Annotated in this window: 10 protein-coding genes; 5 read left to right on the top strand and 5 right to left on the bottom strand. The window is 38.7% G+C overall.

All coding sequences use genetic code 11. The features are described from left to right. Positions 1 to 81: 81 nt before the first annotated feature. The gene (locus AAEY68_RS08225) at positions 82 to 3,090 is read right to left on the bottom strand and encodes a TonB-dependent receptor (protein ID WP_350585803.1); all 3,009 of its coding nucleotides are present in this window, start codon (positions 3,088 to 3,090) and stop codon (positions 82 to 84) included. Positions 3,091 to 3,504: 414 nt separating this feature from the next. Here AAEY68_RS08225 and AAEY68_RS08220 point away from each other — a divergent pair, with 414 nt between their 5' ends. Together AAEY68_RS08220 and AAEY68_RS08215 are read left to right on the top strand one after the other, a co-directional pair. Beyond that, positions 3,505 to 6,117, top strand: a complete 2,613-nt coding sequence (locus AAEY68_RS08220) for a glycoside hydrolase family 3 C-terminal domain-containing protein (RefSeq protein WP_350585802.1) — start codon at positions 3,505 to 3,507, stop codon at positions 6,115 to 6,117. A gap of 28 nt (positions 6,118 to 6,145) precedes the next feature. Continuing rightward, positions 6,146 to 7,588, top strand: coding sequence for a sugar porter family MFS transporter (locus AAEY68_RS08215; protein ID WP_350585801.1), 1,443 nt, complete (start codon positions 6,146 to 6,148; stop codon positions 7,586 to 7,588). Positions 7,589 to 7,635: 47 nt separating this feature from the next. On the opposite strand, the gene AAEY68_RS08210 is transcribed toward AAEY68_RS08215, so the two are convergent. Next, on the bottom strand, positions 7,636 to 8,304 hold the full coding sequence (locus AAEY68_RS08210) for a response regulator (protein ID WP_165725259.1): 669 nt from the start codon (positions 8,302 to 8,304) through the stop codon (positions 7,636 to 7,638). Further along, on the bottom strand, positions 8,297 to 9,601 hold the full coding sequence (locus tag AAEY68_RS08205; RefSeq protein ID WP_350585800.1) for a DUF4118 domain-containing protein: 1,305 nt from the start codon (positions 9,599 to 9,601) through the stop codon (positions 8,297 to 8,299). Before AAEY68_RS08205 ends, AAEY68_RS08210 begins: the two co-directional genes overlap by 8 nt. Before the next feature lie 182 nt (positions 9,602 to 9,783). Here AAEY68_RS08205 and AAEY68_RS08200 point away from each other — a divergent pair, with 182 nt between their 5' ends. Further along, positions 9,784 to 10,443, top strand: coding sequence for a potassium channel family protein (locus tag AAEY68_RS08200; RefSeq protein ID WP_303440464.1), 660 nt, complete (start codon positions 9,784 to 9,786; stop codon positions 10,441 to 10,443). Next, positions 10,440 to 11,807: a TrkH family potassium uptake protein gene (locus AAEY68_RS08195; RefSeq protein WP_342875210.1), complete on the top strand. Its 1,368-nt coding sequence runs from the start codon at positions 10,440 to 10,442 to the stop codon at positions 11,805 to 11,807. Before AAEY68_RS08200 ends, AAEY68_RS08195 begins: the two co-directional genes overlap by 4 nt. Positions 11,808 to 12,025: 218 nt before the next feature. On the opposite strand, the gene AAEY68_RS08190 is transcribed toward AAEY68_RS08195, so the two are convergent. Both AAEY68_RS08190 and AAEY68_RS08185 read right to left on the bottom strand, forming a co-directional pair. Beyond that, positions 12,026 to 13,429, bottom strand: a complete 1,404-nt coding sequence (locus AAEY68_RS08190) for a sugar porter family MFS transporter (RefSeq protein WP_442793210.1) — start codon at positions 13,427 to 13,429, stop codon at positions 12,026 to 12,028. A gap of 67 nt (positions 13,430 to 13,496) precedes the next feature. Beyond that, complete coding sequence (locus AAEY68_RS08185) at positions 13,497 to 14,537, bottom strand: LacI family DNA-binding transcriptional regulator (protein WP_007375163.1); 1,041 nt, start codon at positions 14,535 to 14,537, stop codon at positions 13,497 to 13,499. Between the two features lie 211 nt (positions 14,538 to 14,748). Between AAEY68_RS08185 and AAEY68_RS08180 the strand changes: the two genes are divergently transcribed. Beyond that, positions 14,749 to 16,359: a glycoside hydrolase family 43 protein gene (locus AAEY68_RS08180; RefSeq protein ID WP_350585799.1), complete on the top strand. Its 1,611-nt coding sequence runs from the start codon at positions 14,749 to 14,751 to the stop codon at positions 16,357 to 16,359. Positions 16,360 to 16,393 lie beyond the last annotated feature (34 nt).

Below are 16,393 nucleotides of genomic sequence, written 5' to 3'. Positions count from 1 at the left end.
GTATTACCTTTTTAACTAAAAAATACGCTACTACTGCAACTTAGCCAGTAATAGCGTGTATTTATATGCCAGTAGTATTTATTAAAAGTTACCTTTTAAAATAATGCTAAATCGACGTTCGCTGGCAAACCAAGAACGAGATATACGATTATTATCGTTGTCTATTTGCATAGAAGTACGCGCCACTTCGTTTGTTAAATTGGTACCTTGTAAGCCAATTTGAAATGTATCCGTTAGATTATAAAATACAGAACCATCAAGCTGCCCACCCGCTTCGTTATAAATAGGTAATTGGGTTATAACATCTTTACTGGTTAGCAAATATTCAGAGCGCCAGTTGTAAGCTAAGCGTGCATTTATGCCGTACTTTTCGTACATCGCTACAATGTTTATGTTGTCTTTAGAAAGCCCTTCGAGAGGCAATCCATCAAATGCAACATCGTCGCCTTCTGTTGAGTCAGGCTTATCTGGCGATAACCCTGCATTTGGCGAACCTTCCTCTTCAATGTAGGTGTAGTTTAACTGCATACCAATACCGCTTAAAGCACCCGGTAAAAAGTCATAAAACTGCTGATAAGCAAGCTCAACGCCTCTCACTGATCCCTCATCACCATTCGTTGCGCCATTTACTTGCACAACTTGTGTAGCCCCATTATTTGTAAACTCTCTATCTACTGAGCCATTAATAAAATAATTACTCATGTCTTTATAAAAAAATGAACTCGTAAGCGAGCCAACACCTTCAGAGAAATACCACTCTAGCGCTAAATCGTAGTTGTACGACTCCATTGGTTTTAAAAATGGATTTCCCGAATTAGCTGTATAGCGTGAATAGCGTGCGTCCTGAATTTGTCTTTCATCTGAGCTTTCATCGTAGGTGATCACTAAGTCTTCAGGCGTTATTTTTACAAAGTTTCTTAGGTTTCCTAAAGCCGGCAGTGCTATAGCTTCTGAAAAACCGAAGCGCAAAATTAAATCATCTTTTAAATTTAGTTTTACATTTAAACTAGGCAATATATTTGTGTATTCGCTGTTTGCAGTTTGCTCTGTAAATCCTGCATTGCCAAAGGCCGCTTGATCCGAGGGTAAAAAATTATCGGGATCGGATGCATCGTTAATATCGCCAACGGTATCTGGGAATGTTAAAAAGCCATCTGTTTCATTTTTTATTTTTACATAGCGCAGGCCCACATTACCGCTATAAAACATGTCACCTAATTCACCTTCAAAATTACCTTTAATGTAAAACGCATTATTCACCTCAGACGTTTCATTTATTTCGTTATTTAAAAAATCTCCAACCGTACCGTCCCTGCTCGACAAACGTTGCCAATTTGGTGATAAAGACGCAAAGGCCGATTCTGCATTATTGTAGTCTTTTACAAATGACTCTTTAGGAAACAAAAATGCTCCCTCTGAGGCAACATTTAATACCCCGCCTCTGGCGAAGTTATCAAAAGTTACTTCCTCATAGCTATCGCCTAAACTAGCACCTAGTTCGTCGCCTTGTGCATCAAACCATGCACTGCCATTACCTGCCCACGCCTCAGACAACCATCCCCAATTAAAAGTAGATTGACGTGTAGTTTGCTCACGCTTAGCATAACGAGCACCAACTTTTACGCTAGTAAAAAAGCCACTATCAAATGTGTATTGTGTATCACCTGCAAAGGCAACTTCTTTACCATCATTATCAGATATGTGATCCATTGCACTGCGCCAAAAATAGTTATGAGGATCGGTAAAAAATCCTGCATCGCCGCTATTTGCTGGGTCAAGTAAAGTAATATCAGGTAACTCTGAGCCGTTTTGTTCAATACCAATTACAGCGCGAGTTGCGCCCATAACAGAAAAATCAAAAATCTCTGATGTAGACTCTACATATTGAGCGTCAAAATTAAACGACCATGTATCGTTAGGTCGATACTTAAGATTAAAGCCGTAATCGTCCACTACGTTATCTTGATCTCTAAAACGTGTGATCATCGCATGTTGTGCACCAAATTCACCTGGGGGTTGTCGCTGCGCATCATTACCACGCCAACCTGCATTTGATGTAATAAAACCCGACTCAAAAAGCCCTTGGTCAGTAATATCAAACTCAGTACCTTCAAGAGCCACTAAATCATTAATAACAGCATCATCGGCCATTTCTATAGCGTGTTCGGTCCACGCTAGTGACGAATCAGAGCGAATAAATTGGGCTGTAGCTAAAAGCGTTTTACTTTCATTTTCAAACTGTAGTGCTCCTGCAAAACCTTCTCTGTCTCTGTCATCTTCTTTTCGGGTTAAACGCGTAGTACGAGGCACAAATACAGCTTGCCCATTAACAAGTTCATTTTGCTCTTCGTAACGGCCTATTTGTGTACCGTCTGACTGCGCCTTTAGTTTAGAGTTTGAATAATTTACTAATACGCCAAGCCTGCCATTATCTAAATCAAATATATCGCTATATAGGCCAGAAAATGACGGTGTTGTTTCATCTGCAAATTCGCTATATGTTCCATCTAAAGTAAAAGCGATTACTCGGCCGTCGGCATCAAAGGGTTTACGTGTAACCAAATTGACAGTACCAGCTATACCGCCTTCAATCATATCTGCCGATTGGTTTTTAAATAATTCAACAGACCCCATTAATTCTGGCGGTACATCTTGAAAGCTTAACCCTCGCCCTGAATCTGCAGTAAAAGTATCACGGCCGTTAAATTCACTGCGAGTATGTGTTAATCCACGAACAACAACACCGCTGCCTTCAACACCATAATGATCTGGATCGTTTGCAGCTGCAAAGCGTTCAATAGACACTCCTGGTAAACGGGTAATTGCCTCAAGTACACTTCGATCCGGTAAAGACCCAATATCTTTTGCTGAGATAGCATCGAGTACTGTTTCGCCTTCTCTCTTCATATTTTGGGCATTAATGAGATTTGAGCGTGTACCTTCTACAATCACAATTTCTATATTATCTTCATTAGGTTTTGCTACGGTTTCTTCTTGTGCTGCAAATACATTAAAAGAAAATGGTGATGCCATAATTGCAGTGGCAATTATCGACAACTTAAATTTACTGCTCTGTTTTATGTTCTTCATTCTTATTTCCCCAATCAGAATTTAAAGACTACTCACGTAGCACTTAAAATTCTTATCCTGTCTTTTTTGTGTATGTGGTTATCGTGCAGGTATAGGTTTAATAAAATTAAAGGCAAAAATCGCCTAACTAACCACACATACCGCTATTTGAACGCTTTATTAAGCCACTTTGGTTATATATACATACCTAGTTTTTATAAATGGATTAATACATAGGGACTGAAAATCATACTGTTAAATAATAATTAACACGTATTTGCAGCGTAATACCTATTATTTAGGCAATTGGAGTATGAACTTACGTAAATACGTTCATTTAAACGTTCAAATTTATATTAATCTTACCCTTAGACGACTCTAATAATAAGCTCTGTTAATTTATTTTTATCACACACCCATAAAGAGTTGATAACAATGATTAACAAAAATATAAAAGATTTTATTGCACTTACAGCAATCGCTACTTTAGTTAGTTGTGCGCCCCATAAACAATCAAATAAAGATACACCACTTTATCAAAATGAATCAGCAACAACTGACGAGCGCGTAAATGACTTAGTAAATCGCTTAACATTAGAGGAAAAAGTAGCTCAGCTATTTGATAAATCCCCCGCAATTGAGCGCTTAAATATACCAAAATATAATTGGTGGAACGAAGCGCTTCACGGTGTAGCAAGAGCCGGTAAAGCAACTGTTTTTCCTCAGGCGATTGGTCTTGCTGCTACATTTGATGAAGACTTAATGTTAAGAGTTGGTACGGCTATTTCTGACGAAGGCAGAGCAAAGCATCATGCCTTTTTAAATGAAAATAACCACTCAATGTATACAGGGCTGACGTATTGGTCGCCAAACATAAATATTTTTAGAGATCCACGCTGGGGCCGTGGCCAAGAAACCTACGGTGAAGACCCTTATTTAACAACCCGTATTGCGGTTAATTTTATTAACGGCTTACAAGGTGATAACTCTAAGTATTTAAAATCTGTAGCGACACTTAAGCATTATGCAGTACATAGCGGCCCGGAGGTTTCAAGGCACAGTGACGACTACACTGCTTCTAAAAAAGATTTAGCAGAAACCTATTTACCTGCATTTAAAGATGTAATAGCACAAACGGATGTAGCATCAGTGATGTGTGCATATAACAGCGTAAATGGCACGCCGGCTTGTGGTAACAACGAGTTAATTCAAAATAAATTACGCGATGAATTTAATTTTAAAGGTTACATCGTATCTGACTGTGGTGCTATAGCCGATTTTTACGACATAAAATCCCACAATATAGTCAGTACAGAAGCACAAGCTGCAGCGATGGCGCTTAGAACAGGAACCGATTTAAACTGCGGTGATCATCATGGTAATACCTATAGTTATTTAACTCAGGCAGTACAAGAAGGATTAGTTGAAGAAAATGATATAGATATAGCATTAAAACGCCTTATGTATGCGCGCTTTAAATTAGGAATGTTTGATGATGCTAACAATGTGCCTTTTTCTAAAAAACCGATGACGTTAGTTGGATCTACAGAGCATTTAAAACTCACCGAAGAAGCAGCTCAAAAATCATTAGTATTACTTAAAAATAAACAATTGCTGCCTTTAAAAGGTAACGAAAAAATAGCGTTAATTGGCCCGAATGCAAATAACACCGCTATTTTATTAGGAAATTACAACGGCACACCTATCAAACCTATTACTCCTAAATACGCATTAGAAAAACGCCTAGGTAAAAATAAACTTACATATTCTGCAGGCTCAAGCATTACCGGTGAGGTTTATACACATTACCAACCTATTGAGGCAAAGCATTTTTTTCATCTAGATCATAATAATAAAATGCAGCCAGGGTTAATTGCCCAGTATTACCCAGCGAGTAATTTTGACCGTCAACCAGCTAAACGACAAATAGATAAAAATATCGATTTTAGCTGGGAACGCTCCCCTATCGACAACTCTATTGAGCAAGAATTTGCTGTTAAATGGGACGGAATAATTAAACCTGAGCAAACAGCACAATACTATTTTAAAGCCACCAATATAAGTTTTACACTTAATGGTAAAACTGTTAATGGCGCTATAACGCTTAATAAAAATGAAGAATATATATTAACTGCACAAGCTAAATTCAATCATTTTTGGCATAGCAACGTTATTAACCCAACAGCGAGTTTAGGCTGGTTGAAAAACCCTCAAAACCTTACTCAACAAGCGCTGATCAATGCCAATGAAGCGGATGTTATTGTATTTGTAGGCGGTATTAGTGCCAATCTTGAAGGTGAAGAAATGCCACTGCAAATTGAAGGGTTTTCTCACGGAGATCGAACCAATATTAATTTACCTAAAAGCCAACTTAATTTACTTAAAAAGCTAAAGCAGACCGGTAAACCTATAGTACTTGTAAATATGAGCGGTAGTGCAATGGCATTAAATTGGGAGAACGAAAATATAGATGCCATTGTTCAGGGCTTCTATCCAGGTGAGGCAGCAGGAAGCGCGCTAGCTGGTTTACTTTACGGCGACTTTAGCCCATCAGGTAAATTGCCTATCACCTTTTATAAATCAGTTTCAGATTTACCTGACTTTAAAAACTACTCAATGCAAAACCGTACATACAAATATTATGAAGGTGAAGTACTTTACCCATTTGGTTACGGCTTAAGTTACGCAGACTTTAAATACAAAAACACACGTCATTCAATAAACGCAGACACTGGCGATTTAAACCTAACAACAACAATCGCTAACCAAAGCAGTTTTACAGCTGACGATGTTGCTCAAGTTTATATTTCTATGCCCGACGCGCCAATTAAAACACCTAATAAACAATTAGTGAGTTTTAAACACGTTACCCTTAAAAACAAAGCGCAAAACGATGTTAAATTCACAGTTCCTAAAAACCAACTCACTTATATCAATGAGCAAGGTAATGCCGTGGCTTACAAAGGACGCTTAATTGTTACGGTGGGCTCTGGGCAAGGTATTAAAATACCAAAAGATAAATTTACAGTGTCTAACATTGTTTTATAAAAAATAATAAAAATCTAGGAATTAAAAAATGGAAAATACAGCAACAGATCCCACGCTCAGTGGTACATCTATTCAATTAGAGAGTATCGAAAACGAGAACTTGCTACGTATATTTTTTATCGCGTGCGTAGCTGCGATTGGTGGATTCTTATTTGGTTTTGATAGCGGTGTAATTAATGGCACAGTTGATGGACTCAAAGGTGCCTTTAACTCAGACAGCGTAGTAACCGGCTTTAATGTAGCAAGTATGCTGCTAGGCTGCGCTATTGGTGCATTAATAGCAGGTAAAAGCGCCGATCACTTTGGTCGTAAAAAGGTATTACTTGCAACTGCTGTTCTTTTTATTATCAGTGCCTGGGGCTCAGGCATTGCAGGGTCGTCTGGGGAATTTATAATTTATCGCTTAATTGGCGGCTTGGCGGTAGGTGCAGCTTCAATACTAACGCCCGCTTATATAAGTGAAATAGCCCCGACACGTTTACGTGGTACGCTTACTTCTATTCAGCAAATTGCTATTATTTTAGGATTATTTTGCTCTTTTTTAAGTAACTATTCATTAGTACAAATATCCGGGAACTCAACCGAAGTACTTTGGTCAGGCTTTGATACGTGGCGATGGATGTTTTGGATAGAATTAGTCCCTGCAACTATTTTTTTAGTCACTTTATTTTTTATTCCAGAAAGCCCGCGTTATTTAGCAATGAAAAATAAACAACAAGCAGGAATGAAAATTCTATCGCAGTTATTCGGTGCTAAAAACGCCAAATCAATGTGGGAAGAAATAAGGCAGTCATTAGGTAATAGCGAAAAAACAAAGATAAGTAACTTATTTCAAGCACACTCATTCAAGCTAAAACCAGTCGTTTATATTGCAATTGGGCTTGCAACATTACAGCAACTAGTCGGTATTAACGTGGTATTTTATTATGGCGCTATATTATGGCAGGCTGTTGGTTTTTCAGAATCAGATGCGCTTTTAATCAATATTATTAGTGGCGTAATTAGCTTAGTTGCCTGCTTTATTACTTTATCGCTTATTGATAAATTAGGCCGAAAGCCATTTTTATTAATCGGTTCAATAGGCATGACCTTCTCACTCATTGGTTTAGTTGTCGCATTTTCTAACGGCACTATAGACCCTCAAGGACAATTACAACTTGGCGACTGGGGCTTTACTGCACTCGTACAGGCCAACTTATATGTATTCTTTTTTAACCTTTCATGGGGTCCTGTAATGTGGGTAATGCTCGGCGAGATATTTCCAAATAACATGAGGGGATTAGGCTTAGGGGTTGCAGGGCTTGCTCAATGGCTGGCTAACTTTTTAGTTACTATGACCTTTCCAATATTGCTAGCCGGTGGAGGGCTTGCACTCGCGTATTCGCTCTATGCTTTTTTTGCTTTTATATCGGTACTTTTTGTTATTTACTTAGTAACTGAAACCAAAGGAACGAAACTAGAAAACGTATAACTTTATCGTCCTAAATAGCTAAATTTAGGACGATAATTTTTTAGTGCCTACCCAACTAATCTATAACCTACCGCTGGCTCAGTTAAGATATGAATAGGGCTTGCAGGGTTTGCCTCAAGTTTTTGTCTTAGCTGCGCTACATGTACACGTATATACTCAGGTCTATTAATGTATTGATCCCCCCATACCTGACTTAAAATAGCATTATGAGTAAGCACCTTATCTTTATTTTGAAATAACATAAGCAAAATTTTATATTCTTTATTAGTGAGCTTTACATCGCTGCTGTTAAGCGTAACGGTGTGCTTATGCGGATCTATAATGATGTTACCGCATTTCAGTGCCAAACTGGGCTGTGTATTTACTCTTAGTAGCACACGCATTCTTGCCAGAAGTTCATTTGCACTAAAAGGTTTGGTTATATAATCGTTTGCCCCATTATCAAGTGCTGTAACCTTTTCCACCTCGCCATCGCGAGCCGAAAGCACTAATATTGGTATTTGGCTCCATTGTCGTACTTCAAGTAACCAAGCCTGTCCATCCATATCAAGCAATCCCAAATCAAGTAACACTAAGTCAAAGCTTTGCTCACTCATTAATGAAAAACCATCAAGCCCTTTCGCACTAATTGATACGTTGTAGCCACTGGCACCTAGTAATGTTTTTAAAAAACTTTGCAGTGCAGGTGAGTCTTCTAGCACCAATACATTAATCATTCTTTGCACTCCAGCTAAGTATTGCTGTAGCTACTTGGGTCAGCTCATCAATAGCTAATACAAATTCGCCTTGATGAAATTGCGCAACTACATCGCAAATTACGCTACCAAGCCCAACTCCTTCATCCGAACTGCTTGGATGAGTGACTATGAGATTGCTTACCACTATTTTATAGTGTGTTATATTACCAATTCGCTCAGTATTAAAGTCCACTGTCGCCACTCCATCACCGTAACGTGCCGCATTTTCGAATATATTCGCAAGCGCGATTTCTAAAAGTGTTATATCACCTATACAACAAGTAGCTTTATCAAAGACTAACTCTAAGTTAAAACCACTTAATTGCTGCTGCCTGCGTGCTTTAGCCTCAGTAACAAGTGTATGTACGTTGATAGCTTGCCATGCTAGCTGCTCTCCTATTTTATTTACCCGACTAAGCTCCATCACTTTATTAAAATGCTGATTTAAGATTTCACTTTGCTCATAAATATTTTTTGCTTGTTCTGTAATTGATGCCTTACTCAGCTCAATATTTTCGTCAGCTAACATGCTTGATGAGCCCATAATAGTAGCCAAAGGCGTGCGTAGATCATGAGATAAACTACGCAGCAATGCGTTTTTAGCACGTTCTAACTCTGCTTGTACTTTCATCGATGCCGACTGGTTTCTAAGATTTGAGTTTTCGTGGACCTGAAACAACAAAGACAGTGCCGTATCTATAAATGCACGGTTTTCAGGACTAAGTTCGGCATCTGAAATAAAGCCGCCCCATTGTGTGTTTTGTTCGATATTGAAGTACTCTCCATTATCCATTGTATTATTGTTCCAACGAAGTGTAATACCTAGATGGTTTTTAATTGATGTTGTAAATACTTGGCGCTGAGCGTTTATATCATCAAGCCCATTAAGCGCCTTAGCTAACTCATATAAACATCGTGTATTACTGGCATGTAACTGGGTATCACGAACGTTTTTACTTAGCTCGCCCGCCAATTTACTTATCATCAAGCCAACTATAAGCATGACAGTAAAAGTGACTAAGTATTCAATTTTTTCGATATGAAATGTAAAGTACGGCAGTACAAAAAACCAGTCGGTACATGCCACACTAACTAACGTTGTAATTCCCGCTAAGGCTGCATTTTGACGCACCGCAACCCATGCCACCCAAAGTAATTGCAACATGACAATGTCGGTGGTCGTTAGCCACTCTCGAACTGGAAAAATAGCCAGCACAATAAAAATAGGCGCAATTGTTGTTAATAAAAGCGGCTTAAGCCATTTATTAATACCCATTTGTGCACTCCCATAAAATTCTCTTTTTATAGGTTACTGCTTTTTAATACGTTGTGTATAAAGTTTTTATAAAGATTTTTGGCTGTAGTGTTAAATGTTTATAAAGCTTAATTGATATGGGGTGACTCTTTTTTTAAATTCCATAGTCTTTGCTATGTCGTATTTTTTTAATAGGAACACACATGGCACAGTTTGCAGTAATTGGATTAGGTAGTTTTGGTGTTACCGCCTCGCTTGAGCTTGCTAATCAGGGGCATCACGTTTGCGCAGCCGATATAAGCGAAAGCACCATTAACGCGTTTGCTAATCAGTTAAATTACACCGTCATTTTAGATGCTAGTGATGAAACACAGCTTGCTCGACTCGACTTAACTAGCTGCCAAGCTGTATTAGTTGCAATTGGTGAAAATATAGAAGCGAGTATTTTATGCGTGCTGCATTTAAAAAACCTTGGTGTTGAACAAATATGGGTTAAAGCGTGCTCTAAAAGCCACCATCAAATTTTAAGCAAACTTGGCGTATCCCGTATTATTCACCCAGAAGAAGAAATGGGTGTAAGAGTCGCCCATGCACTTAACTACCCTATGGTTAGCCAGTACTTTGCGCTTACACAATCTACATTCATTGTTGAGCTTGCCATAGATTTACATTTATCTGGGCGCAATATTGGCTGGCTATTAAAAGAGCGTAACTCAGACATAAAGCCGCTTACCTTACGCCGAGATGACAACTTTAATACAGACCTAACACTCGACACCGAGTTACGCCATGGTGATAGCCTTGTATTACTAGGCTCCAAGCATTATTTAACAAAACTTACCAAACGGTTTAAAGCCTTATGATCAACTGGCAAGCAAACGTACTTCCAAAGCAATTTAATCGCCGTTTAAATAATTTCAAAAGGCCTGTTAATCCCCCTTTAATTTTAACTGCTGGTTTTTTTACACTCATTATTTTCGGCACTTGCTTATTACTATTACCTTTTGCAAGTGTTGAATCGCTTAGCTTTATTCAAGCTTTTTTTACTGCATCCTCTGCGGTTACAGTAACAGGCTTAGTTGTTATTGATACAGGTACTGCGCTAACCACATTTGGGCAATGTGTTGTGATGGTGCTTATTCAAATTGGAGGAATCGGCTTTATGACCGTAGCCGTTATTTCGTTTTTAAGTATTGGTAAAAATTTAGGCTTAAAACAACGTCTACTTGCAAGCCAAGCATTCGATACAAGCGATTTAAATGGAGTGATCCATGTAGCTAAATGTGTAATAACTTACTCGCTAATAATTCAAACTATAGCATTTTGCTTACTTTTTATTAGCTGGGTAGATGACTATGGTATTGCGGGTAGCGCCTACCAAAGTCTATTTTATACTATTTCGGCTTTTAACAATGCCGGGTTTGCGCTAGACAGTAATAGCTTAATGGCTTTTAAAAGTGATATATCTGTTAATCTTATTATCAGTGCATTATTTATAATCGGTGGTTTGGGGTTTACCGTTTTAATAGATATATATCAACAACGTCGCTGGCATAAATTAGCAATCAATACACGTATTGTATTAATTGCGAGTGCTGTAATTAATTGCTGTGCATTTTTGCTTATTTTTTTATTTGAATATTCAAATCCAGCCACACTGGCCAACCTACCTTTTAACGAGCAAGTAATTGCAGCCTGGTTTCAAGCTGTAACACCGCGTACTGCAGGCTTTAATACTTTACCTATTAGCCAGCTAACTTCCGACTCAACATTACTTACATTGTTATTAATGGTAATAGGTGGTGGTTCGGTAAGTACAGCAAGCGGTATTAAAATTGGAACTTTTGTTATTTTACTACTTGCTATGTATAGCTATTTACGCCAAAAACCACAGGTAACCGTACTTAACAGAGAGCTAAGCGACAAACTTGTGATAAAAGCACTAAGCGTTGTAATTTTGTACTTATTTACGGCTTTTTTGAGCATTATGATAATGAGTAAAATTGAGCAAGCGTCACTTTTAGATATTACTTTTGAAGTGATCTCGGCATTGAGTACCGTAGGGCTATCTCGGGATTTTACTAGTAGCTTAAGCTTGCCAAGCCAACTAATAATTATTTTACTTATGCTGATTGGCAGAGTTGGTCCACTGACATTTGCGTATTGTTTTGCAAGACCTAAATTACAACCTCTTAAGTTTGCTAAAACAACCATCCAAATAGGATAACTATTATCATAGCTACTTAGCCAGCATAATTTATGTAGGGTTTTTGGCAGTGTAAGCAAGGAAATTAGCGACTCCTAAATATGGCTTTATCGATTGAGATACTTTTATAGAAAAAACAAAGGTAACTATAACCTCACTTTATTATTGCAGATATGAAAATTAATAAAATAAGCGCCAAACCATTACAATAGTTTTGGCGCTTATTAAAGGAATAATATTTACCCTTTCATTTGTTCAAGCTCTTTGCCTTTGGTTTCGTGTAAAAACTTAAATACAAATATGACTGAAACAAACGCACAAAATGCGTAAAAACCATAAGCCCCAGCTAAACCAATGCCTGTGAGCATAACAGGGAACGACCAAGTAATTAAAAAGTTAGCTATCCACTGGGCAAAGCCAGTAACTGCAAGGCCAGAGCCGCGAATTTGGTTAGGGAACATTTCGCCTAACATAACCCACATTACAGGGCCCCACGATAAGTTAAAAAAGAACACATACGCATTAGCGGCTATTAAAGCAACTATGCCCTGTTCTCCTAGTTCTAAGTTACCTGTTGAGCCAATATCTGCGTTTAAAAAGGCATAGACAATAACCGAAAGCGTCACCGTCATACCAATTGAGCCGGTTAACAAAAAAGGTTTTCTGCCAATTTTGTCTATAAAATACATGGTAATAAACACCGCTAAAATACTTACAAAGCCGCTTATTATATTAATGAGTAACGCGTCAGATTCAGTAAAGCCTGCTGCTTGCCAAAGTACCGCGCCGTAGTAAAAAACAACGTTAATGCCGACTAATTGCTGAAATGTAGCTAAGCCAATTCCTATCCAAACAATGGGGCGTAAACGTTTTTTAGGTTTATCAATAAGATCAGATAATTTAGGTTGGTGTTTATCGCCAGCAAGAGACTCTGCTATTTCATTTAATTTAAGAGCGGCAGTTTCAGCACCATATAATGACGATAAAACACGTGCAGCAGCGTCTTTTTTACCAGCCATAATTAAGTATCGTGGGCTTTCAGGGATAAAAAATAAAGCGATTAAAAACAAGCATGCAGGTAATAACTCAACCCAAAACATCCAACGCCATGTTTCAAAGTCGAGCCAAAATATAGCCGTAGAGCCGCCAGCCGTATTTGCTAAAAAATAGTTACTCACAAATGCGCTAAATAAACCAAATATAATAGCCACTTGTTGCAGTGTAGAGAGCGTGCCTCTGTATCGCGCCGGGGCAATTTCGCTAATATAAGCTGGGGTCATAACCGATGCAGCCCCTACAGCTAAGCCGCCTAAAATGCGATAAATCACAAATTCAAACGATGTGACTGACACACCCGAGCCCCAAGCACTTATAATAAATAAAGCAGCGGCAAAAAGTAAAATTGGACGCCGACCAAATTTATCAGCCAATCGACCTGCGCAAAACGCACCAATGGCACAACCAATTAGCATGCTCGATACGTTAAATCCCGTACCCGCACTACTGGAGCCAAACGCCGTTTGTAATCCATCAACAGTGCCGTTAATTACGCCGCTGTCAAAACCAAATAAAAAACCGCCAATGGTCGCAACAAAGCAAACCAGTACTATTAAAAGTACATTTTCTTTCTCGTTCATAAGTATCCATATTGTGTGTTGTTGTTATTTTATATAGATTTTGAAGCTCAAAAGGGTGTGCGTTTTAGCTTATTTAGTTATTTTTATTGGTTGAGCTTGATTCTCTTTCTATTAATTCAAAATCTAAAATATGTCTTAAGTCTAAGCTTTTTACATTGCTTAAATCGTTATACTGACCCGATGCAAGTAAAGTAATCGCAAGCTCAGCCATTTCATTAATGGGCTGTTTTACCGTAGAAATATTTGGCCAAACTATGGTTGCAAGTTGCGTGTCATCAAAGCCAACAACCGACAGTTCGCTTGGAATATTAATACCTTGTTTTTGAGCTATTGAGATTACAGCGGCTGCCATATCATCGTTAGCTGCAAAAATAGCTGTTGGTTTATCATCAAGCGAAAGTAATTTTATTGCCGCTTCCATACCCGATTGATAGGTAAAACTACCCTGCTCTATATACTCAGGTGGCGTTATTATTTTATTAGAGCGCAGCGCATCTAAATAGCCTTGGTAACGCAAACGGCTAACACCTTGTTTAGTGTCGCCAATAATATGTGCAATTTTGCTATGCCCTTGATTTATTAAATGCTCTGTAACATCAAACGCGGCTTGGTAATCGTCCATGCATATATAAGGGGAGCGATTTAATTTTGTATCTGGCGTTATTCTTACAAACGGAATATTTGCTTTAGTAAGAACATCTAAAACCTGTTCGTTGTCGCACATAGGTGGCAGTAAAATCATGCCATCAACCTGTGTAACATCAATAAGTTGCTTTACCGATTCAATTGTTTTGTCAATATCGGTATGCGCTTCGTCAACAACAAGGTGGTAGCCCAGTGCGCGGCATTTTTTAAGCGCTGCCAATAAAAATTGGCTTATGTAAGAGTCACTTGGGTTATCGTATAAAAGCCCTAAAAAGAATGACTTAGTACTAGCAAGGCGCCTAGCAGACACATTTGGCCTGTAATTTAATTGCTCAACAACAGCCATTACTTTTTCGCGGGTTTTGTCGCTTACTTTTTTGTCTTGGTTGAGCACGCGCGAAACTGTCATCATTGATACACCAGCCTGCTCGGCTACATCTTGTATTCTTGCTCTTTTAGGATCGGCCATTACTGTTATTACCTACTCACAATCAGTGGATTGTTATAATTAACTTTCTTAATTTTCATTATACATAATTGCGAAGCTTGATATTGTTTACAGCGCGTTTTAAATGATTACTTATTGACAAAGTCTTATACTACACTGAAAATGTTAGCGCTAACAACAAATTTATAATATTCACACCCAATAATATAAAAAACTTAAAAAGGCCTATATTATGAGCATGCTGCAAAACCCAATTCTAAGAGGCTTTAACCCAGACCCAAACATTGTCAGAGTTAATAACGACTACTACATAGCCACTTCAACATTTGAATGGTTTGGCGGTGTGCAAATTCACCACTCTACCGATTTAGTAAATTGGCGACTTATAGGCCAAGCACTTAACACCGTAGAGCAACTCGATATGCGAGGAGTGCCCGACTCTTGCGGCGTATGGGCTGCGCAACTTAGCTACAACAATGGGCGTTTTTATTTGGTATATACCAATGTAAAAAGCTTTGATGGCCCTTGGAAAGACACACCAAACTATTTTGTATCAACCACTGATATTACCGGTAACTGGTCACAAGCGACTTACTTAAACTCTAGCGGTTTTGATCCGTCTATTTTTCACGATGATGACGGTAAAAGCTATTTGCTAAACATGCTGGTTGATCACCGTAATAACGCACTATTTGGTGGTATAGCAATGCAAGAGCTTTGCCTAAAAACCAATAAATTAATAGGCGATGTTAAACCTATATTTTCAGGCACAAAACTTGGTTGCACTGAAGGCCCACATATTTTAAAACGCGGCGATTACTACTATTTAATTACCGCTGAAGGTGGCACTGGGTATGAACACTGCATTAGTGTAGCGCGTGCTAAAAACGTATTTGGCCCTTACCAAGTACACCCGCACAACCCCGTTATTACAGCAGCCCACGAGCCGAGTAATACGCTACAAAAATGTGGCCATGGAGATTTTTTTCAAACGCAAGCCGGTGATTGGTACACGGTATTTTTAACATCTAGACCACTGACTGAGCGTGGCCGCTGCATTACAGGGCGTGAAACAGGGATTGAGCAAATAATCTGGAAAGACGATGACTGGCCTTATGCAAAGCACACAAATAAAGCCCCGAGAATACACGTCCCCGTTGAGGGTTTAACACTAAATCCACAGCCTCAACCCTCAACAAAGATTGATTTTAGTAACGATGAGCTTACTGTTGATTTTCAGTCATTGCGTATACCCATGTGCAAAAGCTGGGTGTATAAAAATACTCAAAAAGCATCGCTCACCCTAGTGGGAAAAGAGTCTTTAAGCTCATTGCATCAGCAAAGTTTTATTGCCAGGCGTGTACAGGCTCATCATACTGTTAGCAGCACATGCGTTGATTTTGCGCCAAGCAGTTTTCAACAAATGGCGGGGCTAGTATGTTATTACAACACCGCACATTACTACTATTTGCATATAAGCGGCGGCGATGTAGGCGATGAAACCACACCGCGTTATTTAAATATAATAAGCTGCGATAAATACCAAACAAGTACGCCTGTTGCACCGCTTTTGCTTAAAACAAACAAACCTGTTTACTTAAAAGCTGATTTTAATGGCGCGCAGCTACAGTTTTATTATGCTACCGAGAAAAACTGCTGGATAAAGTTTGGTCCAGTGCTCGATGGCAGCATTTTATCTGATGATTACGTGCAGCAATCACCGCGAGGGTATCGCCCGTGTTTTACCGGCGCTTTTGTTGGTATGGCCTGCCAAGACTTATCGGGGAGAAATAAAGAAGCTCACTATTCATTTTTTAATTATGACGAACCTAGCGGCGAATAAATCGCCGCCAGTTAAGTTTATTATTTGATTGAAA

Source organism: Pseudoalteromonas sp. RB2-MNA-CIBAN-0110, assembly GCF_040309305.1.
Lineage (GTDB): Bacteria > Pseudomonadota > Gammaproteobacteria > Enterobacterales > Alteromonadaceae > Pseudoalteromonas > Pseudoalteromonas arctica.
Note: the sequence above shows the minus strand (reverse complement) of the source record. Positions and strands in the feature narration are given on the sequence as shown.